The organism is Eisenibacter elegans DSM 3317, assembly GCF_000430505.1.
Classification (GTDB): Bacteria; Bacteroidota; Bacteroidia; order Cytophagales; family Microscillaceae; genus Eisenibacter; species Eisenibacter elegans.
Genome location: NZ_KE387152.1, coordinates 614,074 through 640,113 on the forward strand (window position 1 = coordinate 614,074; position 26,040 = coordinate 640,113).

Annotated in this window: 20 protein-coding genes; 10 read left to right on the top strand and 10 right to left on the bottom strand. The window is 48.5% G+C overall.

Annotated features, from left to right (window positions below; all coding sequences use genetic code 11):
• Positions 1-11: 11 nt before the first annotated feature.
• From G499_RS0112970 to rlmN, 3 genes are all read right to left on the bottom strand, one after another.
• A complete protein-coding gene (locus G499_RS0112970) occupies positions 12-524 on the bottom strand; it encodes a hypothetical protein (RefSeq protein ID WP_211231619.1) in 513 nt (170 codons plus the stop codon).
• A 296-nt stretch (positions 525-820) separates the two neighbouring features.
• Entirely contained in the window at positions 821-2,164 is a 1,344-nt protein-coding gene (locus G499_RS0112975; RefSeq protein ID WP_027000303.1) for a saccharopine dehydrogenase C-terminal domain-containing protein, read from the bottom strand.
• A gap of 283 nt (positions 2,165-2,447) precedes the next feature.
• Positions 2,448-3,497, bottom strand: coding sequence for a dual-specificity RNA methyltransferase RlmN (gene rlmN / locus G499_RS0112980; RefSeq protein ID WP_027000304.1), 1,050 nt, complete (start codon positions 3,495-3,497; stop codon positions 2,448-2,450).
• A 450-nt stretch (positions 3,498-3,947) separates the two neighbouring features.
• Here rlmN and rpsL point away from each other — a divergent pair, with 450 nt between their 5' ends.
• The 4 genes from rpsL to rpsJ all read left to right on the top strand — a co-directional run bounded on the left by rpsL (position 3,948) and on the right by rpsJ (position 7,452).
• The gene (gene rpsL / locus G499_RS0112985; RefSeq protein WP_027000305.1) at positions 3,948-4,337 is read left to right on the top strand and encodes a 30S ribosomal protein S12; all 390 of its coding nucleotides are present in this window, start codon (positions 3,948-3,950) and stop codon (positions 4,335-4,337) included.
• 37 nt (positions 4,338-4,374) lie between these two features.
• A complete protein-coding gene (rpsG, locus tag G499_RS0112990) occupies positions 4,375-4,842 on the top strand; it encodes a 30S ribosomal protein S7 (RefSeq protein WP_027000306.1) in 468 nt (155 codons plus the stop codon).
• A 90-nt stretch (positions 4,843-4,932) separates the two neighbouring features.
• Positions 4,933-7,059, top strand: a complete 2,127-nt coding sequence (gene fusA / locus G499_RS0112995; RefSeq protein ID WP_027000307.1) for an elongation factor G — start codon at positions 4,933-4,935, stop codon at positions 7,057-7,059.
• 87 nt (positions 7,060-7,146) lie between these two features.
• On the top strand, positions 7,147-7,452 hold the full coding sequence (gene rpsJ, locus G499_RS0113000; RefSeq protein ID WP_027000308.1) for a 30S ribosomal protein S10: 306 nt from the start codon (positions 7,147-7,149) through the stop codon (positions 7,450-7,452).
• Positions 7,453-7,823: 371 nt separating this feature from the next.
• On the opposite strand, the gene G499_RS0113005 is transcribed toward rpsJ, so the two are convergent.
• The 6 genes from G499_RS0113005 to uvrA all read right to left on the bottom strand — a co-directional run bounded on the left by G499_RS0113005 (position 7,824) and on the right by uvrA (position 15,055).
• Complete coding sequence (locus tag G499_RS0113005) at positions 7,824-8,342, bottom strand: inorganic diphosphatase (RefSeq protein ID WP_027000309.1); 519 nt, start codon at positions 8,340-8,342, stop codon at positions 7,824-7,826.
• A 123-nt stretch (positions 8,343-8,465) separates the two neighbouring features.
• On the bottom strand, positions 8,466-10,013 hold the full coding sequence (locus G499_RS19970; protein ID WP_051296236.1) for a glycoside hydrolase family 10-like protein: 1,548 nt from the start codon (positions 10,011-10,013) through the stop codon (positions 8,466-8,468).
• Positions 10,014-10,402: 389 nt separating this feature from the next.
• Complete coding sequence (locus G499_RS0113020; protein WP_027000310.1) at positions 10,403-10,786, bottom strand: DUF1987 domain-containing protein; 384 nt, start codon at positions 10,784-10,786, stop codon at positions 10,403-10,405.
• Between the two features lie 313 nt (positions 10,787-11,099).
• Complete coding sequence (locus G499_RS19975) at positions 11,100-11,624, bottom strand: pirin family protein (protein WP_281171872.1); 525 nt, start codon at positions 11,622-11,624, stop codon at positions 11,100-11,102.
• A gap of 73 nt (positions 11,625-11,697) precedes the next feature.
• Positions 11,698-11,964: an HPP family protein gene (locus G499_RS22545; protein ID WP_425387253.1), complete on the bottom strand. Its 267-nt coding sequence runs from the start codon at positions 11,962-11,964 to the stop codon at positions 11,698-11,700.
• A gap of 205 nt (positions 11,965-12,169) precedes the next feature.
• Complete coding sequence (uvrA, locus tag G499_RS0113035; RefSeq protein ID WP_027000311.1) at positions 12,170-15,055, bottom strand: excinuclease ABC subunit UvrA; 2,886 nt, start codon at positions 15,053-15,055, stop codon at positions 12,170-12,172.
• A 186-nt stretch (positions 15,056-15,241) separates the two neighbouring features.
• Here uvrA and G499_RS0113040 point away from each other — a divergent pair, with 186 nt between their 5' ends.
• The 3 genes from G499_RS0113040 (at position 15,242) to G499_RS0113050 (ending at position 19,243) form a co-directional block, all read left to right on the top strand.
• Positions 15,242-15,634 carry a hypothetical protein gene (locus G499_RS0113040; RefSeq protein WP_027000312.1) on the top strand — a complete coding sequence of 131 codons (393 nt, stop codon included), beginning with the start codon at positions 15,242-15,244 and terminating at the stop codon, positions 15,632-15,634.
• A 294-nt stretch (positions 15,635-15,928) separates the two neighbouring features.
• A complete protein-coding gene (locus G499_RS0113045) occupies positions 15,929-16,438 on the top strand; it encodes a hypothetical protein (protein ID WP_027000313.1) in 510 nt (169 codons plus the stop codon).
• Positions 16,439-17,176: 738 nt separating this feature from the next.
• The gene (locus G499_RS0113050; RefSeq protein WP_161627750.1) at positions 17,177-19,243 is read left to right on the top strand and encodes an ATP-binding protein; all 2,067 of its coding nucleotides are present in this window, start codon (positions 17,177-17,179) and stop codon (positions 19,241-19,243) included.
• A gap of 289 nt (positions 19,244-19,532) precedes the next feature.
• On the opposite strand, the gene G499_RS19985 is transcribed toward G499_RS0113050, so the two are convergent.
• Positions 19,533-22,085 (bottom strand): DUF5686 and carboxypeptidase-like regulatory domain-containing protein, encoded by a 2,553-nt coding sequence (locus G499_RS19985; protein WP_035727370.1) that lies wholly within the window; start codon positions 22,083-22,085, stop codon positions 19,533-19,535.
• 268 nt (positions 22,086-22,353) lie between these two features.
• Here G499_RS19985 and G499_RS0113060 point away from each other — a divergent pair, with 268 nt between their 5' ends.
• The 3 genes from G499_RS0113060 (at position 22,354) to G499_RS0113070 (ending at position 26,038) form a co-directional block, all read left to right on the top strand.
• On the top strand, positions 22,354-23,340 hold the full coding sequence (locus tag G499_RS0113060; RefSeq protein WP_027000315.1) for a helix-turn-helix transcriptional regulator: 987 nt from the start codon (positions 22,354-22,356) through the stop codon (positions 23,338-23,340).
• A gap of 120 nt (positions 23,341-23,460) precedes the next feature.
• Positions 23,461-24,198 (top strand): tetratricopeptide repeat protein, encoded by a 738-nt coding sequence (locus tag G499_RS0113065; protein ID WP_154658446.1) that lies wholly within the window; start codon positions 23,461-23,463, stop codon positions 24,196-24,198.
• 40 nt (positions 24,199-24,238) lie between these two features.
• Complete coding sequence (locus G499_RS0113070) at positions 24,239-26,038, top strand: DUF2779 domain-containing protein (protein WP_027000317.1); 1,800 nt, start codon at positions 24,239-24,241, stop codon at positions 26,036-26,038.
• Positions 26,039-26,040 lie beyond the last annotated feature (2 nt).

Here is a 26,040-nt window from a genome sequence, read left to right on the forward strand (position 1 = left end):
GAGGCTATGGTTTATTGGGGCTTGCGAATGGGGGAGATGCGCTTTTCGGGCAGGGCTACGTGGAAGAAGGCCACCTTTTCCATCGCATGGCAGGCATTGCACTGTAGGGTAAGGTTGCGCATTTCTTCTCTGAAAACAGCGGTGTCTTTAGCGGCAATGGCTTTTTCGACGGCAGGCAGCCCTATGGTCATAAAGGTTTCGGCAGAAGCTTGGCGCAAGGGGCGGCGCTCGAAGCCTTGTTTGAGGGTCAGGTTGATTTTCTCGATTTGGTACTGGGCATAGTCCCAGTTTTGGTCTTCTCCAGCCCAGTGCAGCTCTTGGTAACGGTAGCCGGTTTCGACCATCGCGTGGTCAAAGCCCCTAAATTGCCGCTCGATGGTTTGTATTTGTGTTTCGGGATTGCCTGTAATCCATTCGCCTTGGGGCAGGGTGGTTTGGTTGTTTTGGCAAGAGACGAGCAGGCAGAGGTTAGCGAAGCATATCAGTTGGAGTAGAAGAGGGAGGCGAAAGCTAAGGCAAGTCATGGTGTTTTGTGGGTTAGTGAGCAGGTTTGCGGTGATGTATGGCCGACACCAAAGCTTTTTAACCGCATTTTGCAAGCAAAGATATAAAAAACTCTTCATACGGTGTTTTTGACGATTTCAAGGTAAGAAGCAGTTGGAGATAATTGTACTAAAATCACGCGCCACCGGATATTTTTGAAAAGTGTCTCGAAGCCGAAGCCCCGAAACAAACTGAGACCTCATGTTTTTGGGTAAAATAAGGGGTTTGAAAAATACCCGGTGGCGTGCTAAAATCACAAAGCGCTCTTAGCGTGTATTTATGCGAAGCCCAGCAACTGCGGAGGCTGCTCTTCGAAGTGGATTCCCTGCGTTGCAAGTTCGGCTAAAAGGGGTTGGTATACTTCGGGCTGGAGGGGGCGCTGTACCCCACGGATACTGAACTCACCCTTTAGGCAGCGAACAGCGGCCATCGCCAGAGGCAAACCAACCGTTTTGGCCATAGCCGTACGGGGTGAAGGCTCTCCCACGAGGCAGAAGTCGCTTAGTTGCTGCCAAGTTTGTCCTTGGAGTTGGTATACGACTTTGTGTTGCATCACCACGAGGTCGAGGTCTTCGGGGTGGAGCTGCCAGAGGGTTTCGAGCCGTTGCTGTAGTACTTGTGCCGGGCTGCCCTGCGAGAGACCAAGGGGATGGTTTTGGTGTAGACCGAGCCAAGCCACCGCCTCCATCGCTTCAGGGCTTGCCTCCGCCTGTCGTGCCCAGCGCGTGAGCAGTGGCTCTTGGGGGCTTCCTTCGTGTATAAATCTTTCGAGCCACTCGCCATAGGTTTGCTCAGGGCTGTAGTTGGCCTGCCAAGTATCGTCTGTCAGGCCGGTACGCAAGAGCACCTGCCAAGCCTGACAAAAGCCCCGACGGCGGAGTGTACCCCGAATGAGGGTGTCGGCTGTCTGAAGGCCGTACAGCTCGCTATATTGCAAAGAATCACGGTTGGCATAGCCATCAAAACTACCCCATCCGGCTACTTCTATCGGCTGTGTGTACTCAAAGAGGCTGCTGTAAGGTAGGTACTTTACCAGCCCTTGGTGGCGAAAGCGTGCCGGCCCACCTTGGCCTGCCAACACAACATTGCGCGGATTCCAAGTAAACTTATAGTGCCAAGGGTTGTCTACCGATTGGGGGGCAATCAGCCCTCCGGTGTAGGAGTAAAAAGCGGTGATGTGGCCGCCCTGTTGACGGATATGGTCAAGTAGCTGCATCGCCGACATATGGTCGATGCCCGGGTCTAGGCCTATTTCGTTGAGCAGCAGTACGCCTTTAGCCACAGCTTCAGCGTGGAGGGCTTGCATTCCTTCTGACACATACGAAGCCGAGAGAAAGTGCTTGCCCTGCATCACACACTGTGCGGCCACAGAGACGTGTGCATCCGGGGGTAGCAATGATACCACGATGCTCGCCGGTGATAGAGCGTTGGCCAAGGTGTCGGCGTTGAGGTCGAGGGTTTGGGTCAGGATGCCCGGGTATTGCTGCTGACGCTGCGCCAACAGCGTTTCGTCGCGGTCGGCTACACAAAGCCGCCACCCTTCACGCTGGGCGGCTTGCGCCAGATATTCGATGGCATAGGGGGCAGAACGGCCTGCGCCTAATAGTAGGATTTGTGTCATAGGTTTAGGTGTTTGGGTGGAGGGACTAATACCAACTTGGAATCAAAAGTATACCAATATTCACAAGATTTAGGGATTTCCAGGATTTGATTTTCTTGACTCTCAAGTATTTCCAACGCCTATATTTCCCTATTTTGATTGACTATAAGCATTTTACGATGCCTTCACGTGCGAAGGATGCGGGCGCTAGCCCTGCACGTAGCCTTGCGGCTGGCCGCCTAGTGATAGCCCTAACCCGCGCCCCAAAAGGCAACCAAGGCTTAGAATACAAGCGCTATGGAGGTTATTCGCCTTCTTTGACGGCTAGTTGGCCACAGGCAGCGTCAATGTCTTTGCCTCGGCTGCGGCGTACATTTACTACCAAGCCTTTCTGCTCCAAATGCCGCTGAAAGCGCAACAGGGTGTCTTCATCAGTGTTGAGGAAGGAGGCATTGGCGATGGGGTTGTACTCGATGATGTTGATTTTGCAAGGCACTTTTTTGCTGAAGCGGTAGAGTTCGTCAGCGTCTTGGGTGGTGTCGTTGAAGCCATAAAAGAGGATGTATTCCAGCGTGATTTTGTTTTTGGTACGCTGATAAAAATGTTGCAGCGCCTTGGTCAGTGCGGGCAGGCTATTGGTCTCGTTGATGGGCATAATCTGATTGCGTTTCTGCTCATTGGCGGCGTGTAGGGAGAGGGCAAGGTTGAACTTCACCTCGTCGTCGCCCAGTTTTTCAATCATCTTGGCAATGCCCGCCGTGGAGACCGTGATGCGCTTGGGCGACATACCCAAGCCCTCGGGAGAGGTCAGTAGCTCTACGGACTGGAGTACGTTTTTGTAGTTTAGCAGGGGTTCGCCCATACCCATATACACGATATTGGTGAGGGGTTGGCCATAGTTCTCTTCGGCTTGGCGGGCTATCTGTACTACTTGGTCGTAGATTTCGGCAGCGTCGAGGTTGCGCTTGCGAGCCATATAGCCTGTGGCGCAAAACTTACAGGTCAGCGAGCAACCCACCTGTGACGACACGCAGGCCGTCATCCGCTCGGGCGTAGGAATAAGCACCCCTTCTATCAGGTGGGTATCGTGTAGTGAGAATGCTGTCTTGATAGTGCCGTCGTTACTCTTCTGTGTTTGCGCAATACGGATAGGGCGGATGCTAAAATGCTCGGCCAGGCGCTGGCGTGTGGCTTGGGAGAGATTGGTCATCTGCTCAAAATCAGTGGCTGATTTTTTCCAGAGCCACTCATACACCTGTTTGGCGCGAAAGGGCTTCTCACCTATTGATACAAAAAAATCTTTGAGTTGCTCAAGGCTGAGGGTGCGTATATCGGTCTGAGAGAGGGTATTCATATCGTTGTTACTCCAATGGAAATGAGACAAAAGCTGTGATTGTCTGTGATTTGTAGCTGCAAAGATACGACTTCCTCCCGACGATGGAAGGGTTGCGCACGAGTTTCTCAAGTAGAGGAGCGATGTGTGGAGCGGCGGACTATCTGCTACACACAATAATTTGGTGTTGTTGTTATTTTCGTGTGCTAGGATACAACCATAAAAGACACAAAGGAGAGGATGAATATCGGTAGCTTTGTGAGCTTTATTATGATGATAGCCCTGTTGAGTTGAACCCAAGTTAGCCAATGTCCAGTAGCGTGTTATCTAGTGGTGCAGCGTGTATACAAAGCAGGCGCTTTATATAGGGCACATTTTTTTTTGAGCGCCCTTTGAAAAATAGCGGGGAAGTGTTACCTTTGCAGTTCCGAAAATTTGAGGGTACAGATATAGTCAAAAAATCAGTGATAAATGCCTACCATTCAACAATTAGTCAGAAAAGGACGCAAGCAGCTGACCAGTAAGTCAAAGTCTCCGGCCTTAGACAGCTGCCCCCAGCGCCGTGGTGTATGTACCAGAGTATATACTACTACGCCTAAAAAGCCAAACTCAGCCATGCGTAAAGTAGCGCGTGTACGCCTTACCAATGGCAAAGAAGTCAACGCCTACATCCCAGGTGAAGGCCACAAGTTGCAAGAGCACTCTATCGTATTGATTCGCGGTGGTCGTGTGAAGGACTTGCCAGGCGTTCGTTACCACATCGTTCGTGGAGCTTTGGATACCGGTGGAGTAGACGGTCGTCGTCAAGCCCGCTCTAAGTATGGAGCCAAACGCCCCAAAGAGGCCAAAGCCAAAAAGTAATCCCTATTGATTCGTAGTCAAGCATTTTCAGATAACCATGAGAAAAAGAAAACCACCCAAGAGATACGTCCTTCCTGATCCTAAATTTAGCGACGTACAAGTAACCAAGTTTGTAAACAACTTGATGGAGCGCGGCAAGAAAAACCTTGCTTACAACATCTTCTACGGCGCATTGGAAATAGTAGAAACCAAGACAGGCGAAAATGGCCTCGAAACTTGGCGCAAGGCTTTGGGCAATGTAATGCCCGGCGTAGAAGTACGCAGCCGTCGTGTAGGTGGTGCTACTTTCCAAGTACCTAGCGAAGTGCGCCCTGAGCGTCGCGAATCTCTCGGCATTAAATGGTTGATTAACTACGCACGCAAGCGTGGCGAAAAAACAATGCAAGAGCGCCTAGCCGGTGAAATTATCGCCGCCGCCAAAGGTGAAGGAGCTGCCGTGAAGAAAAAAGATGATACCCACCGTATGGCAGATGCCAACAAAGCCTTCTCTCATTTTAGATTCTAATTATCAGATACGTTATCATCGAGCCTTGCCAAGAAATTGCTATCTTTGCGACATATTCTGGGTAAGTAACTCATTAAGCAATTCAATACAATGGCTGACTTAGTTCATCTGCGCAATATCGGTATCATGGCGCACATCGATGCCGGTAAAACAACCACCACCGAGCGCATACTTTATTACACTGGTCTGACTCACAAAATCGGTGAGGTTCACGACGGTGCTGCTACCATGGACCACATGGTGCAAGAGCAGGAGCGCGGTATTACTATTACCTCTGCTGCTACAACAACCCGCTGGAATTATCCTACTGTACAGGGCGAACTTATCCCTGAAAGTAAGGCTTACCGTATCAACATCATTGATACTCCAGGCCACGTGGATTTTACAGTTGAGGTAGAACGTTCTTTGCGCGTCTTGGATGGTGCAGTTGCCTTGTTTTGTGCCGTATCTGGTGTAGAACCCCAGTCTGAAACCGTATGGAGACAAGCGGACAAGTACCACGTACCACGGATCTGTTTTGTAAACAAAATGGACCGCTCAGGTGCAGACTTCTTCCGTGTTGTTGAGGATATCCAAAATACCCTGAAAGCCAAAGCCGTACCGATGCAAGTACCTATCGGCGCTGAAGAAACTTTCAAAGGCGTGGTAGACTTGGTAACGAAGAAGGCTGTTATTTGGGATGAAGCTTCTCAAGGTAAAAAGTACGACCTAGTTGATATCCCTGCCGACCTCGTAGAGACTGTAGCCGAATGGCGACAAAACCTCATCGAGAGCGTAGCCGAGTATGACGAAGCGCTGATGGAGAAATTCTTCGAAGACGAAGACTCTATCACTGAAGAAGAAATCCGCGCTGCCGTTCGCAAGGCTGTTATCGATATGGCCTTCTTCCCTGTGTTCTGTGGCTCTGCCTTCAAAAACAAAGGGGTTCAGGCAGTACTCGATGCTGTTTGTTCTTACATGCCTTCACCTCTTGACCTTCCCCCTGTAACAGGTACTAACCCTGACAGCGGAGAAGAAGAGGTGCGTAAGCCTGACAACAATCAGCCTTTTGCCGCCTTAGCTTTCAAAATTGCCACTGACCCCTTCGTTGGCCGTCTTTGCTTTATGCGTGTGTACTCTGGTACGCTCGACTCAGGCTCTTACGTACTCAACAACCGTACTGGTAAGAAAGAACGTATCTCTCGCCTGATGCAGATGCACGCCAACAAGCAGAACCCTATCGATAAAATCGAAGCTGGTGATATCTGCGCAGGTGTTGGATTTAAGGACATCAAAACCGGTGATACTCTCACCGACGAGAAACACCCGCTCGTATTGGAGTCTATGAGCTTCCCAGAGCCCGTTATCGGATACGCTATTGAGCCTAAAGCTCAGGCTGACGTAGACAAGCTCGGCTCGGCGATTGCCAAACTAGTAGAGGAAGACCCTACCCTACGTGTAGAAACTGACCAAGAAACCGGCCAGACAGTTATGCGTGGTATGGGTGAATTGCACCTCGAAATCATCCTTGACCGCCTACAGCGCGAGTTTAAGGTTGAAGTAAACCAAGGTGCTCCTCAAGTAGCTTACAAAGAGTCACTTACAGGTACTGTAGAACACAAAGAAGTCTACAAAAAGCAAAGTGGTGGTAAAGGTAAATTCGCCGATATCGTGTTCGAACTCGGCCCCCGCGAAGACAACCAGCCTGGCTTGCAGTTTGTAAACGACATCGTGGGTGGTGTGATTCCTCGCGAATTTATCCCCGCTATCCAGAAAGGCTTTGAACAAGCTTTGGCCAACGGCCCTCTTGCCGGATACCCGGTAGAAGGTGTGAAGGTGCGCTTGTTCCACGGTTCTTTCCACGATGTTGACTCTGACTCACTCTCGTTCGAATTGGCCGCCCGTATGGGCTTCCGTGAAGCTGCCCGCAAAGCCGCTCCACGTCTGAAAGAGCCTATCATGAGTGTAGAGGTAGTAACTCCTGAAGAGTTTACAGGCCCCGTAACAGGTGACCTCAACCGTCGTCGTGGTATTATGAAAGGAATGGATACTCGCGGTGGTGCGCAAGTAATCAAAGCTGACGTACCTTTGTCAGAGCTATTTGGTTATGTAACCGACCTCCGTACCATCTCTTCTGGTCGTGCTTCTGCCAACCTTACATTCTCTCACTATGAGTTTGTACCGCAGAACATCGCCGACGATGTTGTCGCTAAAAGCAAAGGTACTCCCGTACGCTAGTCGGCGGTAAGTCCCTATACCATATACTACCTACCGACCCACTGCGGTCGGTAGTTTTTTCGCCGATATATTTTCATATCCAAGAACATGACGCAAAAAATCAGAATAAAACTAAAATCATACGATCACAACTTGGTAGATAAATCTGCTGAGAAAATCGTAAAGGCAGTAAAACAAACTGGTGCTGTTGTGAACGGCCCTATTCCACTGCCTACCAAGCGCGAAATCTTTACTGTATTGCGCTCGCCACACGTAAACAAAAAATCACGTGAGCAATTCCAACTCAGCACCTACAAGCGCCTTGTAGATATCTACTCTACTAGCGCCAAAACTGTAGATGCACTGATGAAGCTCGAATTGCCTAGCGGTGTAGACGTAGAAATCAAAGTCTGAGGAACTACCTACACAACCCTACTCGCAGCGGCTTGTACTCCATACTTTGGAGTGCAAGCCGCTTGCTTGTGAGATATACGCACCACTGGATAGCCTCAGCCACTAGATATTTTTGGTTTTTGTCGTTTCGTGCGCATTTTAGGGGACATTAAAAAAAGCTAACCCATTAATCGACCCCGTAGAAGCCGCAAACTCAACGCCCCTTTGGGGCTTTTTGTGGTTGCGTATTGATAGTCTACCGATGGAACACCCCTCTGGTTTTTTTAGCAATTGGTTGTGGTGGCAACATCGGTAGAAAACCTGCCCTACACTCAATAAAAAACCCACAAAATCACGAAGGCTTTGCAGGTTTTTGGGGAGGTGAAGAGGGGTTATCCTCGTTTCCATTTGCTTTCGAGATAGAGCTGCTGCGATTTTTTGACGGCAGCAATGGCGGCCTTCTCATCGTCCCAGCCTTCTACGCCTACTTTTTTCTTTTCGAGGTTTTTGTATACTTCAAAGAAGTGCTCGATTTCGAGCTTGAGGTGGGGGGCGATTTGGTCGAGGCGGGTGATGTGATTCCAGATAGGGTCTTGGGCAGGCACACAGAGAATCTTCTCATCAGGGCCTTTCTCATCACGCATATTGAACAAACCGATGGGGCGTACCTCTATGATGCAGCCAGGGAAGGTAGGCTCCGTAACCAAGATGAGTGCATCAAGCGGATCGCCATCGAGGGCAAGCGTTTCGGGGAAAAACCCATAATCACTGGGGTAGTGTACCGACGAGAAGAGCATCCGGTCGTAGCGAATCATGCGACGCTCGTAGTCGTACTCGTATTTGTTGCGGCTACCCTTAGGAATCTCTACAATAGCATCTATCAAGAAATCCTCTTTTGGCTTATCAGTCATATAGTTAGGGGGTTATGGAGATAAAACAATCTATACAAATTTTGCAAAGATAAAGTTACAAAAACTTGCGCACTTGTATGGGAGCGCAAGCGTTAAATTTTGGTTAGCAGTAAAATTGTGGGCTTAGTTGGTAATCTTGACCGGCAGGCTTTCGTTGTGTAGGCGATCTAGGGCTGTAACACAGTAGGTATAGACCTTACGGGTTTGTGCCGGTGTCTTGTCTAAGAATACAGTATCTTGCTGAATGGCAAGCAAGTAGCGCATATCTTTGATGTCTTGGGCAGTGTTTTGAGGAAAGCGGTAAACGGCATAGTAGCGCGCTGGTTCGCGGTCGGAGGCCAATAGTGGGGGTTTCCAAGAGATGCGCACTTGTGTGGGAAACTCTATCAGCCCTAGAGCTTGGGGAGGGTTGGGGGGGATATTATCCTTCCAAGGCATGGGCGGGATAAGCGCCGGCAGGCGGTAGTATTGTTGCCTGATGGCTGTAGTAGCATTGTGTGGGTTGGCCAATACATCACTACTGCCAAAGAACACCTGCCCCAAGACCCCGGGTGTTTGACGGTTGAGCATCATCTGTTCTATCAGCTCTTCCTTAGGCCATTGCTTTTCGGGGTCAGCATCGCGCAGCTTGTAGTAGCCCATCCCGACATAAAGGTGTCGGCCATAGGTATGCCTGCTCCACCAGTCAAGTAGCGTACGATAGTCTGCGTTGGTGTTATGCGCCGAGAGGTAGAGCTGAGGAGCTACATAATCGAGCCAGCCTTGTTCGAGCCAGTGGCGGATGTCTGCAAACTGGTGGTCGTAGGCCGTGATGCGCCCGTGGGTGTCGGAACCTAGCGGGTCTTGACCTTTGTGTCGCCAGACAGCCGTCGGGCTGATGCCAAACTTTAGGTAGGGGCGCATCTGTTTGAGCTTGATATGAATACCTTCTACAAATTGGTTGAGGTTGTCGCGTCGCCATGCTTTTCGGTCTTCAAAGTTGCCTTTGTAGAGCGCAAAAGAAGAATCGTCGGGAAAGGGATGCTGCGCCGTTTCGACCGGATAGAAGTAATCATCGAAGTGGATGCCATCTACATCATAGCGCAGCGCCACATCAAGCAAAATCAGCGTTACATAGCGCCGTACTTCGGGTAGGCCGGGGTCTAGGTATTGGTGTTTGCCGTGGGTTACTATCCAGCGGGGATAGAGCTTGGTTACGTGGTTCTCGACCATCATACCTGTAGGGTTGCCCAAGCTCGCCCGAAAGGGGTTAAACCACGCGTGTATTTCCATATTTCGCTCGTGGCAAGCCTTTACCCAAGCGGCAAGCGGGTCGAAAAAAGGCATAGGAGGCTCACCCGGGATGCCCGTCAGCCACTCTGTCCAAGGTTCTACACGGCTGGGGTAGAGCGCATCTGCCGCTACCCTCACCTGCAAAAACACCGTATTGATGCCCTGGCGTTGGAGCTGGTCTAGGGTTTCGTGCATCTCGTGTAGTAGCCATTTGTTGGGTAAGCCACGCTGAGAGGGATAATCACGGTTGTAGGCAGTAGCTATCCAAACAGCCCGCACCTCACGCTTAGGCGCTTGTGGGTTGCTTAATTCGGTATTGTCCGAAAAATAAGCCCACAAAAACGCCGCACCTAAGAGCAGCAACACGAAGCATATCAGTACAAATAAGTATCTACGCATACAACTTTACCAACACCCGCACCGCAGGTAAGGCGCAAAAGTACGGAGAAGGGCGCATAGTTTCAAATTTTGATACGTAGTTGGGTGCTTTTGGCAAGCTGATTGGGCAAGCTTCCAATAATATATACCCAATCCACACCATTGGACATTTTTGGAAAAGCAGTGCGGAGCTCCAGCTTCGAGACAAGCTGTGGTCTTATTTTGGGGTAAAATGAAACTTAGCCCACAGTTTTAACCGTGTGGGTTGAAAAATGTCTAGTGGCGTGTACCCAATCAAAAGTGCTTGGGGAAATATAACCCCTAAAAATTCTTGAAAAACAAATCCTTAATTCCTAGTACAAAAACCGCCGCCGAAGGCAGCGGTTCAATCAAATACTTGGCGGCAAAGCCTACAGCTCAAAAGGAATCAAGTTGAAAGGCACATCCGCTTCACGCGAATAGTCTTCACCATACTCGAGCATATCGGTATCATCTTCTTCATAATACCAGTTGATGGTTACTTGCCCTTTGCCACTGTTGTAGTAGTTGTTGAGCTTCTCAATGATTTTCTGAAAGCGCGAGGAGGTACTCGTGTTGAAATAGTCGAGGCGGAAGTTGAAGGTGATATTGTGCCCTTCGGTTTTGAGATATTCATCGAGCCACTTCATCACAGGAGCATAAATTTCCTTGGTGTATTCGGGATAAGAGCTTTCAGAAATCTCGAGTACTCCGGTTTGGGCGTTAAATTCGATGCGGGGGCGCTCTTCAAATCCTTCGATAAAGAGGTTTTCCATAAAGGCTATGTGTTAAATTTTGGGGATAAGTCATCAAAATGCGCAGGTTCACGGCTCGAGCAACAGCCACAAGATTCGTGCAAATCGACCATTGGCACAACAATTTACCGAAAAAAATAGGCTTTAGACAAGCTTTAGCCCATAATTTTTTGACTAGCAAAGACTGACCAACTTCTGTGGGGCTTCCTCCCCCCATGGCTGTGGAACATAGCCACAACCCAAAGAGGCGTATATAGGGGTAGAGAAAACCGAAAGCTCACGCCACTGGATATGTTCCAAATCTCTAGTTAAAACTGTGGGCTAAGTCTTATTTTTATGCTTGCGATATTTCGTGTTGTGTATTCATTACAAAAGGGCCTTGAGCCACAATGGGCTCATCATAGCGTTCGCCGCCAAAGAGGAGAAGGTCTATAGGCTCCTGTGATATATTGGCGACTTCAATCTCTCCTGCTTCTGTTTTCTCAGAGAAAGGCACGGCAAACTGCTGGCCGGCTTCGAGATGGATATGATACAGAAACTGCGCGGTGTAGTTCGGAATACTAGATTGGAGCTGCTCATAGTTACTCAGAATAACCTTGACCCAGCTACGGTTGTCGGGTAATAGTTGTTGGGGAACTTCATTGGCTTGGATAGCCATGTACTCGGGCTGTTCGGCCTTGATATGTGGAGGAAGGTTGATCCAAAATTGGAATCCATGCATAGCCGGATTATTGGTTTCAGTATTCAGGTTGGCTATTTCATCATGGATGATTCCATTTCCTGCTTTCATCCACTGGATACCGCCAGACCGAACAGTAGCATGATTGCCCGCGCTGTCGAAATGCTCAGATTGGCCAATGGGCTATACCCATCGTTGGTACATCTTGCCCCTTCGGGGTTGTTAATGAAATGCCCTGAAAGGATGTAATATCTCAGTTTTTGTTACTTCTATATTTTCTAGGTTGTGCAAGGGGGCTTTGAATCACACCGCAAATTAACACACAAGTTGCGCCAAAAGACCCAATTAGAAAGAGGTTATCGCTTTCAGAAAAGTATATGCTTTGAATAAAGGCAATGATGCCTACACCGAAAAACGCGCCTATAAAAGACCAAAACTTTTCGCGATAATCAACAAGTGTTTCTTTGTATGCAACGTATTTACCAACTCTGTAAGCGCGTTTTAACCGATGTTTTACCATAATTCAAATCAATACCAAGGATTTATGATTGACGAAGTAGAATCCAAATTCGCCACTCGTCTACGCCACTGGATATTTTCCAAGCCTCACGACGGGCTAAAATTTATTCTATCCCCAAATAAGGCCTCAGCTTGTCTCAGAGCTGGAACTCCGAACTATTTTTCCAAAAATGTCCAGTGACGTGTAACTCGTCAATCCCCAGTTGTCAATCAATCTTTGGCTTCAGGAACCTAGCCGTATGGTTATTGGGGAGTAGGCAGAGGTCTTCGGGAGTACCTGCAAAGCAGAGCTGCCCCCCTTGGTGGCCGCCATCGGGGCCTAGGTCTATGATCCAGTCGGCAGACTTGATGACTTCGGTGTTGTGTTCAATCACGATGACGGTATGTCCTTGGTCTACAAGGGCTTGTAGCGCACCGAGGAGCTTGCGGATGTCGTGAAAGTGTAGGCCGGTTGTAGGCTCATCAAAGATGAAGAGCGTGCGCCCCCGGTCGGCGGTGCTTTGGTCCAAAAACGAGGCCAGCTTGAGGCGCTGCGCCTCTCCGCCCGAGAGGGTGGCGGTAGACTGCCCCAAGCGCACATAGCCCAGGCCTACAGTAGCCAGCGGTTGTAGGAGGTTGGTGATTTTGGGCTGCCCTTGGAAGAAAGTCAGGCTGTCGTCGATGGTCATAGCCAGTACATCGGCCACGGTTTGGCCTTGGTAGGTTACGTCGAGTATTTCGCGTTTGAAGCGTTTTCCTTGGCAGCTTTCACAGGTCAGGCGGATGTCGGCCATAAACTGCATCTCAATGGTGAGGTAGCCATCGCCTTTGCAAGCGTCGCAGCGCCCTTTGTCGGAGTTGAAGGAGAAGTGCCCGGCTTCGTAGCTGCGTTGTTTGGCCAGGGTTTGGTCGGCAAAGAGCTGCCGGATATGGTCGTAGGCCTTGGTGTAGGTGGCTGGGTTGGAGCGCGAGGATTTGCCCACGGGGTTTTGGTCTACAAATTCTACAAACTGTATTTGCTTCCAGTCGCCGCTGAGTTGGCGGTATTTGGCCTTGGTATCGTGGTATTGGCCTAAGCTTTTTTGTAGGGCCGGGTAGAGCAGGTCTGTGATGAGGGTTGATTTGCCCGAGCCACTCACGCCTGTTACCACGGTCAGCACACCTAGCGGAAAATCTACCGTAATGTTTTTGAGGTTGTTTTCGGTAGCGCCTTCTAGGGTGATACGTTGCTTCCACGAGCGCCGCTGCTCAGGGAGGGGAATGCTATCAAGCCCTTCCAAAAAGCGGTAAGTGTGGGATAGTTGGAGGTTATGAGCGCCGTTTTGGCCGTTGGCCTTGCTGTGGAGTGCTGTACCGGCCAGCAGCTCCCAAGCCCCTTGTTGGATATTGCCTTGCAAGACCAGCTGCCCGCCTTGACTGCCGGCTTCGGGCCCGATGTCGATGATTTGGTCAGCGGCACGCATCACCTCCTCTTCGTGTTCGACCACGATGACGGTATTGCCCAAGTCCCGCAGTTCTAACAACACCTCTACCAACTTGGCCGTATCGCGAGGGTGTAGCCCGATGCTGGGCTCATCGAGCACATACATAGAGCCTACCAAGGCGCTGCCTAGGGCTGTGGAGAGCTTGATGCGCTGGTATTCGCCCCCAGAGAGCGAAGAGGTAAGGCGGTTGAGGGTCAGGTAGCCCAGCCCTACTTTGTCGAGGTAGTGGAGGCGGTTTTGGATTTCGATGAGTGGGCGCTGGGCGACCTTCTGCTCGTGTTCGGGCAGGGTGAGCTGGGCAAAAAAGGTCATCAATTCCGTAACGGGCATCAGCACCAAGTCGCTGATGGAGTGGTCGGCGATTTTGACATATCCCGCATCTTGGCGCAGGCGTGTCCCCCTACATTCGGGGCAGGCCACCCGCCCTCGGTAGCGCGACTGCAACACACGGTACTGGATTTTGTGAGCCTGTTCGGCTACGTGGGCAAAAAACTGGTTGATGCCCTCTATCTTTCCATTTCCATTCCAGAGTAGCTCCCGCTCGGCTTTGTTGAGGTGCTCGTAAGAACGGTGTACGGGGAAATCAAGGGCAAGTGCCTGACGGACGAAGGCTTTTTGCCAGGCTTCCATTTTTTCGGTACGCCATGGTGCCACCACTCCTTCATAAACCGAGAGGGTCTTGTCAGGAATGACAAGGTCTTCGTCGATATCGAGCAGGTTGCCAAAGCCTCCACATTTTTTGCAGGCTCCGTAGGGGTTGTTGAAGCTAAAAAAAGCGACCGAGGGGGTCTCAAAGCTGATGCCGTCGGCCTCGAAGCGGTCAGAAAAATGGGTCAGGGTGTCGTTGTCGGGTAGGTGGAGGGTACAGGTACCGTGCCCTTCGTAGAAGGCTGTCTGCACCGAATCGCCGATGCGGTAGCGGTTTTCCTCACTTTCGTGTTGTACAGTGCCCCGGTCTATGAGCAGGTAGAGGTCTTTGACCTTGGGCAAGTCCTTGGGTTTCAGCTCCAGCAGTTCTTCTATAAAAATCAGGCTCCCCCCTTGCCAGAGGCGCGAAAAGCCCTTCTGAAAAGCCACCTTCAGCTCGTCGCTTAGGTTGCGTCCTTCCCCGATGGTGAGTGGCGCAAGGATGACAAATCGCTGCCCTTCAGCAAAAGAGTGTAGGTAATCGCTCACATCGGCCACGCTGTGTTTCTGTACCAGCTGCCCCGAAATGGGCGAGTAGGTCTTGCCAATGCGCGAGAAGAGCAACTTTAGGTAGTCATAAATCTCCGTGGTAGTGCCCACCGTAGCGCGGGGGTTGCGGCTGTTGCCTTTTTGCTCTACCGCGATGGCCGGGGCAATGCCCTTGATGTACTCTACCTCGGGCTTTTCCATCTTGCCCAAAAACTGCCGCGCATACGCGCTCAGGCTCTCCACATACATCCGCTGGCCTTCGGCAAAGAGCGTATCAAAAGCCAAGGAAGACTTGCCCGAGCCCGAAACACCCGTGATGACCACCAGCTTGTCGCGGGCAATGGCCACAGATAAATTTTGGAGATTGTTTACTTTAGCACCCTTGATGATGATGTGCTCGCGAGGGTCGAGCGTTTCTAGTTGGTAGGGCTTGGGGGCAATGACTTTCTTCATGTGGGTAGAAACCGCTCAACGGCGAGCGATGTTTGGACGAATTGCCAAAAATACGACATATCCCCCGCAGCCGCAAACAGGCTCGACAAAAGAAAAAGATAGCAGATAGCTTGGTGTTTGTTTTTTTGTACTTTCGTAGGGCTGAACTTTAAAGCACGATGGGCTGGCCAGTAATGACAATTGTATATGAATGTAATGCTGACAGAGCAACACCTGTCGAGTAGCTTTGCCAATGTGGTCAGTGGAAGGGGAGTATCGGGTAAATTCGTCGCCTTTGAAGTTTTTTATGATATACCCATATACAGAAACCTGAATGCAGGATTAAACATCGGGTATTATCACGACTACTATCAACATACCCTCAGCAAAGAGTCTGTACAAAACCAATCGCCTACTATTGGTTTTGAGCTAAACTACAGAGAACAAGACCTTTTCAAATTAAAGGGACTTTACTTTACATTCGCAGTGCCGTTTCGGTTTTATATACAGCCACTCGAAAAAACCCAACTCAACAATGCGACTGTCAACAGACACTTTTTTGAAAATAATATTTGGTTATTTGTTGGCTACCAGTTCTGAACCAGCCAGCAATCACAGCGCACACAACGGAGTGTGATTGACTGATATGTGGCAAAAAAGATGTTTTAGAGAGATTTGTTAATATTTTATCTTGTATTTCATCCAAAAAACAATACTTTACGTTAGTGTTCTGTGAAAGATAGACGCTCGTGTGCTTGTGGAAAGTGTGTGCTAGGCCAAAACAATTATTTTGTAAGGTCCACGCCTATATACACATTTTGCAAACCAACGTAGGGTCTGCTTTTTAAAACAATACAGTTTAAGGATTACCCACTCTACTAACACAACATTACTATGAGAAAACCACTTTTCACACTCACTTGGGCGCTGGCCGTACTGTCTCTATCTCTTCTGACAGCTTGCGGTGGCAAAAAAGAGCTGAAAGTTTCTGACCAAGCCCAAAAGCTAATGAAAAATGCTTGGAAGTATGATGTAAATGCCAATCTGAAAAAAGGCTCAGAAAGCACAGAAAGCCAGACCGGTATCAAATCCGACGTGCAACTACAAGGAGATTTAGGAAAAATGGCAGACTTTGCCGCAGAGACCCTTACCCTAGGCCGAGATGGCAATGACCCAATGAAGCTTTCGTACAAGAAGCAAGTGGGCGAAGGAATGCTCTCTCTTTCTGTAGTAGGCTGGTGGGAGCTAGAACCCGATGACAAAACCCTTGTGCTGAAAGAGTGGGACAGCAACGCCGGCAAAGAAAAGGACCCCGTAAAATACACCATCGATGAGCTTAGCAACGAGCAACTGGTGCTGGTCAAAGAAGGAGAAACACAAAAGAGGATTTATAAAAAGAAATAAACGCCAAACTACTACCAGAGCCTAATCTGCTTTATTGTGCATAAAAAGAAACACACAAAGCCCTGACTTGACAGCATCGCCGTTGATTTGGCAACGGTGGTGCTGTTTGTTTTATGTAAGGACACACCCCTAGACATTTTGGAAAAGTAGCTCGGACCTCCAGATCCAAGACAAGTTGAGACCTCATTTTTGGGGGTAAAATGAGACTTAGCCCACAGATGTAAGGACAACCTAATAGCAACCAACGCCTAAGACAGGCAAAACAATGATGAATTTATAAAATTTTATTGCGAAGTACTTTTGTGTATTTTATTGTTGATTTTACGAACCGTCGAGATGCTTGCTAGGGCATTTATAGTTTGTTTTTGTTGATTTGTACCCACAAAACGAGCACTGGTCTAAGGAGCGAATCAAATGTCCAAAACTTGTCAGATGATGTCCCATAAACCACTTCAAGGGTTTGGTTTATTGATATAAAACGTTTTTATTACGTTTTCGTTAATAGAGGCAAAGCCGCCGGTTCCTGCCGTGTGTCTAGAGACATAATGGTATTTGATAAACTTTTTGCGCAATCATTTCGTATAGTTAAAGTTAAGCACAAAGAAATCAATACTATTATCACCCCCCCCCAACTATCAACATCATTCGAAAGACACCTCCCCAAATATGTATCCAAGACTGCGGACATATTTAGCTGATTATTGTTGCGCTAGGCTCACAAAACGTTGGGTGTTGGGTTTGGCACTGTGGCTACTGTGTTGGCAGGCCACACAGGCGCAGACCTACCAAAGGCTGCGGTTTCAACAACAAATAGACAGCCTGCTAGGCATACTCGAAACCAAGAACAACTTGCGAGAACGCCTACCTATTTGGCTAGAGTTGGGCAAACGGTATCCACGCATCAACCCCAAACAAGGCGTTGAGGCGACGAACCAGTTGTTTAGCTTACAAGCCCGCCCACTACTAGATAGCAATACCAGAGCAGAGGCCCACTTCTGGCGGGGTTTCAATTATATGATGCTCGGCGTATATGCCTTGAGCCTAGAAGATTACCTGGTTAGCTTGAAGTTTGCCGAAAAGATGCAAAACAGCACCCTAGCAACTCAGGTGCGCAAAAATATCGGCAACTTGTACACGGCAATGGGCAGCCATCACGAAGCCATCGGCCACTTCTCTAGAGTGCTCCAAGAGGCTATCAGAGCGCAAGATACGGCGATGATTGTGTCGTGTTATAATAACTTAGGTGTCAATCACTATGAGCTAGGACAGTATACCATCTCTCTACAGTATCACGAGTCAGCCCAAAAACTGATTCGTCCCACAGATACCCTGATGTTGTGTTATTCTAAGGCCAATCAGGGCAAAGCACAACTACGTAAAGGCTTGGTAGAGGAAGCCGCCACAAACTTGCTACAGGCATTAGTAGTCTTCAAACAATACCAAAATGAGCGCGACTTGGTAGAGCTTTATATCGCACTTTCGGAGCTTGGAGAAGCCCGCAAACAGCTCAATATCGCCGCCGCCTACATAGACTCTGCTTATACCCTGGCACAAAAACTCGACACACGCCCAATGCTGGCAGAGGTGTACTGGCAACAAGCACAGATATACAAAAAACAAGGACGTACAGAACAAGCCATTGCCAAACTGGAAGCTTACGCAGTGCTGCGTGATACCTTGCTACAAGAGCAAAGTACGATGCAGATGTTGGAACTCAAATTGCGTTATGACTTACAGCTACAGGATCGCTCTAATTTTCTGAATCAAAAACAAGCTGAGCAGATGCGCTTGGAACAAGAACAACAGCGCCGTACTATCCAACGCCAATACTTGGTTGCTGTAGTGATTTCGCTGCTGCTGGCAGTGGCTGTTGTTTCATTGTTGTTCCTTTTCAAAACACAACGCGACCGCAACCGCATCCATCAACTCCTGCAAGAAAAGCACGAAGAAGTGTTGGCACAGGCCGAAGAGCTGCGCCAAACCAATGACTCACTCAAACAGGCTCATGACCAAATCAACGAGATCAACCACAACCTAGAGCGCCTGGTCGATGAACGCACCCAACAGTGGCAGCGAGTCAATAAAGAACTGGATATGTTCCTTTACAGAGCCTCACACGATATGCTCAGGCCCATCACCTCACTCAAAGGATTGACCAATTTGGCACACCTAAGACTGAAAGACCCGGAGGCCTTGGAGATTTTCAAACAAGTAGAAGATACCTCCAACCAAATGGACAAAATGGTACTCAAACTCATTATGGTCAGCAATATAGGGGATGCAGAGCTGAGCTGTGAGTATGTGCCAGTAGGCCGAAACATCAAAAAAATCCTGCAAGGGTTTACAGACCTTATCGAAAGCAAGCAAATCCGAGTACAATACGATATCGACCGCAAGGCAAAGGTGTTTTCTAATGACACACTCCTACACTATATCCTCTATAACCTGATCGAGAATGCAATTCAGTTTATGCCTACTGAGCGCGAAAACCCTGAAATTCTGATTGATTTCCGGCTTGACAGCAACGACAGGATAGAAATGTTGAGCATTGAAGATAACGGCAGTGGTATTTCGGTCATACACCACGACGAAGTATACGATATGTATTTCCGGGGGCACGAATATTCTCAAGGCAACGGCCTAGGGCTATATGTGGTACGCAAATGTGCCGAAAAACTCGGTATAGGCATCAAACTGAGCAGCCAATTGAACCAGTATACCCGATTCGAGTTGCATTTTCCTCAGCCAGAAGCACAGCAGCGCACACAGCCCAGACCCGCTCCGGCGCTGAAAACCAAGGGATAAGGAGCTATCCAATAAATAAATCACTTATTTCCAAAGAAGATTCTCTAATCACCCCCTTCAGGTCTTTTTTAGCAAGGTAGTTGCGACACCATAGAGAAGCTAAGGGTATCGCTCCTCTGGAGCTTTTTGTGATGCTGTATTGATTGTCTACCGACGGAACGCCCCTCTGGGGCTTTTTTAATACAATGGCCTGTGGGGGGTATAGGGCTGGGGCACAGGAAAAATATTCGTGCATCCGAGGCAAAAAATCGGCCACTAATACACGAATAAAAACCAAAAATATCCGCTACTATAATCTAATGCGGGCAGAGAGTTTGAGCCCCCAAGGTTGAGCAGCAGGACGGTCGAGGTAGGTCAGGCGATGAAACACGTGTACCCGCAGTACTTTAAAGATATTTTCCAGCCCATAGTTTAGTTCTAAATAGGGCAAGCCCATCTGCATCTGCCCTTCTTGTGTGAACGCAAAAGGTCGGTTGGCCTCCGGAATGAGGGCGATACTCTGTGAACTGATACCCCCATACAGCGCGTCAAACATCATAAAAGCACGCCATTTGAGCTTCCTTATCAACGGGATATGATTGGTAATGAGCCCGTTGAAGTAGTGTTCATAATGAAAACTGATATAACGGTCCTGAATAAATTCGGCAAAGCCCATCATCCCAAAAGCTGATTGGCTGTATAGCGAGAAGGGGTTTCCGAGTTGTACGAAGAGCATCGGGTAGGGCAGGGGGGAGTCTGTATAGCCGGCCGAAAAACTATATTTACCATCGCCCAGAGTACCTAGGCGTACCTTTTGGCTGATATTGAACCAAAACTTGTGGTACTCAAAATTATTGCCCAGCAGTCCGGGTACACCCCAGTGGTATCGGAAAGTAAAGACTGGAAACCTTGTGCCTAGGCTGATGCGGCGGTTACCATCACGGATAAGTACTTCTTTGGGTGCATAGCGCCATTCGGCCACCAGTTCAGCTACTTCAAAATCTTGTTCTATGACAGGGTCAAAACTTTGGGGGTCTTTAAAGAAGTTGAGCTGTGTTAGGTTGTCGATACTTTCAAAATACCGGTGTTGTATACTCAGTTTCTGTGTAAACCCTCGCAGTAGGTCTCGCTGTATATAGGCTTGGCTTTGCCGGAGGTAGTAGGGCTGTCGTTTGCGCATATCTCCCCAGAACAGCGCTGCTTTAAAAAGCATCGAGACGTTGAGGATATCCTCATCAAAAACAATCTGCGCTATGTCAAAGCGATGTGTCAGCCCGATTTCTGTCCAAGGTTTTCGGCCTATAATCCAGCGAATATCGCCCCCATATTTCCAACGTTGATCGAGGGTACCGTAAGCGCCATAGCCTTCTAAGACAATGTGTTTGCTGAGACTTTCGTTGGTACGTGCCCCAAAACGCACCCGATGCCCCTCATAGGTGTTGTAGGCATAGGTGTAGAGATAATTACCAATATCTATTTTGCCGACAGTCTTGTAGCCAGAGGTCAGGATATCGATTACTTCGACATAAGACTTGACCACCCGTACATTTTTGATGGTGTCAATCATGGCAAATACCTGTAAATCTCGGGCAGAAAGAGGCTCGTGGCGGTGTGTTTGCCAGTAGGCCGCATCACTTTGGTAGGCATCGTCGGCGCGGGTAATGCGCTCGTCGAAGAAAGAGAGCGGATACTCTTGATTTACTTCGTGGGCTTGGTTGGAGAGATAAAACTTGGCCAGTATGCCTGCGGCCTTGCGGTTGAGCGCGGCCACATCGATGATGATACGGCTTTTGTTGGTCAGCCAAGCGCCTGTAGGAGTCTGTATGGCTGTTTGCTGGATTTTGATTTGGTTGACATAGTTGATATTGGCCTCACGAGGAATATACAAATCCAGTTGTTTGAGCGCATAGCTCTCCGAATCTATCCAGATAGTGCCACGGAAAGCCAAATCTTGTGGGCGTTTGGGCTCTAGCTCTATCTGATAGCAAAAATGTTGGTCAATAAAGCTACTATCAATCAGGTAGTACTCATAATACAACCGCCAGCTATCAGCAATAGGCGAGACAAACTCTTTCTCGACGAGCCGAATCCAGTTTTGATAGAAGTTATAGTCTTGAAAAGAGCCGACGACCAGCTGTGACAAGACCCCATCTTCGCGCACACCTACACCCTGTGTTTTATTTTTGAGGATGATTTCTTTTTGCTTTTCAGGGTTTTGGTTATGATAATAGCGTGAGACTGTTTCGGACACGAAGATAGGCACCAGGCGTTTGCCCTCATCATCGTTGAGGAAGCCGATACTATCAATGGCCTGAATGATGCTGCGCATATCTCGCCGCCCTTCGAAGCGCTCAGTGATGTTGTTGATATCGAGTTGTGCGCGGCTGTAGCTTTCGTAAGCATAGCTTTGGAGTGAGCGGCGGTCGTTGGTATTTTTGTTTTTGACAGCCTTGCGGATGATGTCCCAGGCTGGGTTTTCACCCATTGTAATGACGATTTCGTTGAGACTTTGATTTTCGGGCTCAAGCTGAAAAAACACTGTTTGCTGAGCCTGCCCTTGTTGGAGGGGCTTGCTACGTTTATAGTAGCCCACATAAGAAGCCGTAAGGCTGTCTTCGAGTTGGTCTGTACGGATGCTGAAGTTGCCATCAAAGTCAGTTGTAGTGCCTTTGCGGTTTTGGGGTAGGTATACATTGGCAAAGGGAATCCCCTCACCTGTTTCGCTATCAGTTACTTTGCCCTCAATAAGATAGCCTTGAGCGCGTAATGCTTCTGCATAAACGGCCAAAATGCTACACAAACATAGGCCATAGCAAAAGCATCGTATACAAGCAAAAGCCAGTACATAAAAAGATGAATACATAGCGCGGTATTGTTGCTAAAATGATATGGTTGAGTGTAAGAGGTCAAGTAGGTGTATAAAGGAATGCAAAACTATAGAACACTTAGGCAATATAACAAGAAACCCTCCTTTGTTTGGCAAAAAGTTAAGAACTATTTTCAAAACAGCCTTACGTGTGTGGTCATCAATTTGTTGGATAACCTGTAGGGGCAAGCAGAGAACTAGAAATTATTCGGCAAAAAAGAGTACTTTTGCTTCAAGCGATTTTACCTTGCCATACCCACTGCCTATGCCCGTCAACAAAAGCGCCTATGCTCGTTATCGTATCATAGATGACATTCTGAACTACAAAAAGATAGCAGACCTCCAGTTTTTGCGCGAAGCTTGCGAGCGCCGCCTCGACACGACTTTCTCAGAGCGGACTATCAAGAAAGATATCCAAGATATGCGCCTCGACTTTGATGCCCCCATCGTCTTTGATCATTACCACAAGGGCTATTGTTATACACACCCCTTCAGTATGCAGACTACAATGCCCTTACAAAGCAGCGATATTTCGGCCTTGCAGTTTGCGGTAAGTACCTTGAGCCAGTTTCAGGAAATGCCGGTTTTTGAGGATTTTAAAGAGGCAGTAGATAAAATCATCAAGGCGCTCAAGCTCAAAGCCGACAACCAACACAGCAATTTTATCCAGTTTGAACGAGTACCTTTTTATAAAGGTAGCGAATGGCTTAGCCCGATAGCACAGGCTATCGAAGCCCGGCATCCTTTGCGCTTGCAATACCGTTCTTTTGAGATGGAAGAGGCGCAAACCCGCCTACATCACCCTTATTTGCTCAAAGAATACAAACACCGGTGGTATGTGATTGGCTATGATGAGCAGCGCGAAAGCATCCGCATATTTGCCCTCGACCGGATAGAAGCCCTAGAGCCACAAACCGAACACCGCTATTTCCGCCTCGAAGGCTTCGACGCAGACGCATATTTCAAATATGCGCTCGGCATTACTGTCTTGGCCGACCAAGCCCCCCAAGACATCCTCCTCTGCTTTGCCCCTTTGCAGGGCAAATATATCGAAAACCAACCCCTGCACCCTACCCAAGAAACCCGCCAAACAGCGCGGGGCTTAGAAGTAAAACTGAGGCTTGTACCCAGTTATGAACTCATTGCAGAGATATTGAGTTATGGAGAAAGCGTCAAAGTGCTGGCTCCCAATAGCTTGAGAGAAAGAATAGCCGAAATCTTGGATAAGGCTACCAACCTTTATCGAAGTTAAAATACCGTTGGTCGGAAAAAATTCGCACAAAAACCTTATTTTTGCACAGATTGGTTTTATGTTTGTGCATATAGCCTACACTTATCAAACTGCATTGAACTGAACTACATGTATTGGCTTTTGAGTATCGGCATCAGTATTTTTTCCTTTGGCCTTGGGCTATGGGGCGGAGGCGTGTGGATGCGCCGCCAAACGGCCAATGAAGCAAGCGAAGCCAATCTCCCACCACGGGAACAGGCATCGCCCATTGCCCCAAACACACACCAGTATGTCGTACACGAAGAAACACCAGTGCTCGAAGTACGTAAGGAAACCTCCCGTGATTTGTATTATCGCAAACTCTTTGAAGAGGTTACAAAGTTCAATATCAGTAGCGATGGGCTGGACTATGAAAACCTGCAAATGCTGGCCGATTCGCATTCCAAAATCGGAAACCTAGACGAAGCCATCAAGCTCTATGACTCAGCCATCGAACGCTCGGTAGCCGCTATTGTCAAAGATAAGGCCATTATGCTCTATCGTGCCCAAGCCTATGGGCGGGTAGTCCAGACCTTGGCCGAGTTTCCGGCGCACATGTATGAAGAGGAAGCCCGCGATGGTGACAACTCCCTGATTTTGGCTTATGCCAATAGCCACATCAAACAAGGAAACTACTCAAAAGTGATTGACTTCTTGGAAAAACTACTGCCCCACTTCCAAAACCTAAGCAAGGAGCTGCGCTATGTCTTGGCTTCGGCTTATGAAGGGCAACAAAGTAAGGAAAGCCTGCAAAAAGCGCTAGACTATTACCAGCAAATTTATCTTGAAGATACTAGCTTTCGAGATGTACGCGAAAAAATTGACACGCTCTCGCCTTGAGTAAGCAAGGACACACTCCCCCTTGCTGATGCAAAAGCCTATGAACTATCTTTCAAAAACTGATTTTAATACAGCCCGTAGTTGTCCTACAAAGTTGTATTACCGTAAACAGTTTTACCCTAGTGCTAGGGCCGAAGACCCTACCCAGCTCAATCTGGCCAACGAGGGTTATGTTGTCGGGAAATTAGCCACCTTGTATTATCCTGAAGGTATCGAAATCAATACTGGCAACAACCACGAGGCTGCATTGGCTCAAACCAAAGCCCTGCTCGACGCACACGAAGAGGTAACTATCTTTGAGGCCGCTATCGCCAGTCAGGGCAAATGGGTGCGCATCGATATCCTCCGAAAACGCGGCCAACATTTCGAGCTGATAGAAGTCAAATCCAAAAGTTATACCCACCATAAAAGCCTGCATCAGCAAGGACTGGAGAGTTACCTCGAAGACCTATGCTTTCAGTATTGGGTACTACAAGAGGCCTATCCCGACAGCCAAATTGACCCGTATTTGTTTTTGGTAAATAAGGATGTAAAAGCACCACAAGATGGCCTGAGGCAATGTTTTGAAGTAACAGAAGGGGACAAAACCGGCAACTTTAGAAACATTGAAGTGCGTGTAGATGAAGCAGCCATAGCGCCTTGGCTTACACCCCAAATGCCACGGTTTTTGGCGCTTGTACCCGTAAAGCAGGCCTTAGCCAAAAGGCTGCCTACTGTAAAGGCCGCCGCCGTCGATATGCTCAACTCACTGAGCACCGACCCAATAACCTGTATTCCCCCAAAGCTCGAAAACGCCTGCCTCAATTGTGAGTTTAGTCTACCACACCCCAAAACAGGGCTTAGCGGCAGACAAACTTGCTGGGGGGATAAGTTTGATATAGAAGACTTACACTCCGTCCTGCGACTCAATAATGCCTCGCGTAGCAAGGCTTGGCAGAAATGGCTCGAACAAGGCCGCACCCATTTGCAAGACCTAGCAGCCGAAGAGCTTCAACAAACCGACCGCAGTGGCCGCGCCTACATACAGTGGAAACATACCCTGAGCCAAGAAGAATGGATTTCGGATAGCTTGGCTACTGTGATACAAAAGGTCAGATATCCGCTGTATTTTATTGATTTTGAGGTGTTAAGACCGGCTCTGCCACTTTTTGCGCACAATCGCCCCTATGCGTCTGTGCCATTTCAGTGGAGTTGCCATAAGCTTGATAAACCTGATTACAATCACCTGACACACAAAGGGTTTCTTGGCCTACCAGATAGCTTCCCCGGATTTGAGTTTGCACAAAGTCTGCTCGAATGTTTGGGGCAAGAGGGGACTATCCTGATATGGTCATCATACGAAAAAACAGTACTCAAAGAAATACACCAACAAGCCTTGCAGCAAAACTTACAGGCTATCTGGATAGAACAACTCGACAACTTGCTGCATCAAGAAGAGCGTTGGCTCGATATGGAGAAAATAGCCAAAAATCACTATTTTCATCCACTGATGTACAACCGCACCAGCATCAAGGTAGTGCTACCGGCGGTATTGCGCGCTACCAAAGACCCACGCATTACCCAAACATTAGCACAATTTGAGCCGCAGCTTTCGCTCTTGGCCTATGACGAGCAAGGCCACTTGCGCAACCCTTATGACCTACTTCCGGCTATCAATCACCACCTCAATAATGGGCGCCAAATCAATATCAATCAAGGGCTTGATGCCATGCAGTCTTACTATTCGTTCATCCACGACAGCCCCGACAAAGAGGCAAGGGTGCAAGCCTTACTACGGTATTGTAAGCTAGACACCCTCGCTATGTGGATTATTTGGCAACATTGGACGCAGTGGGCTTGATA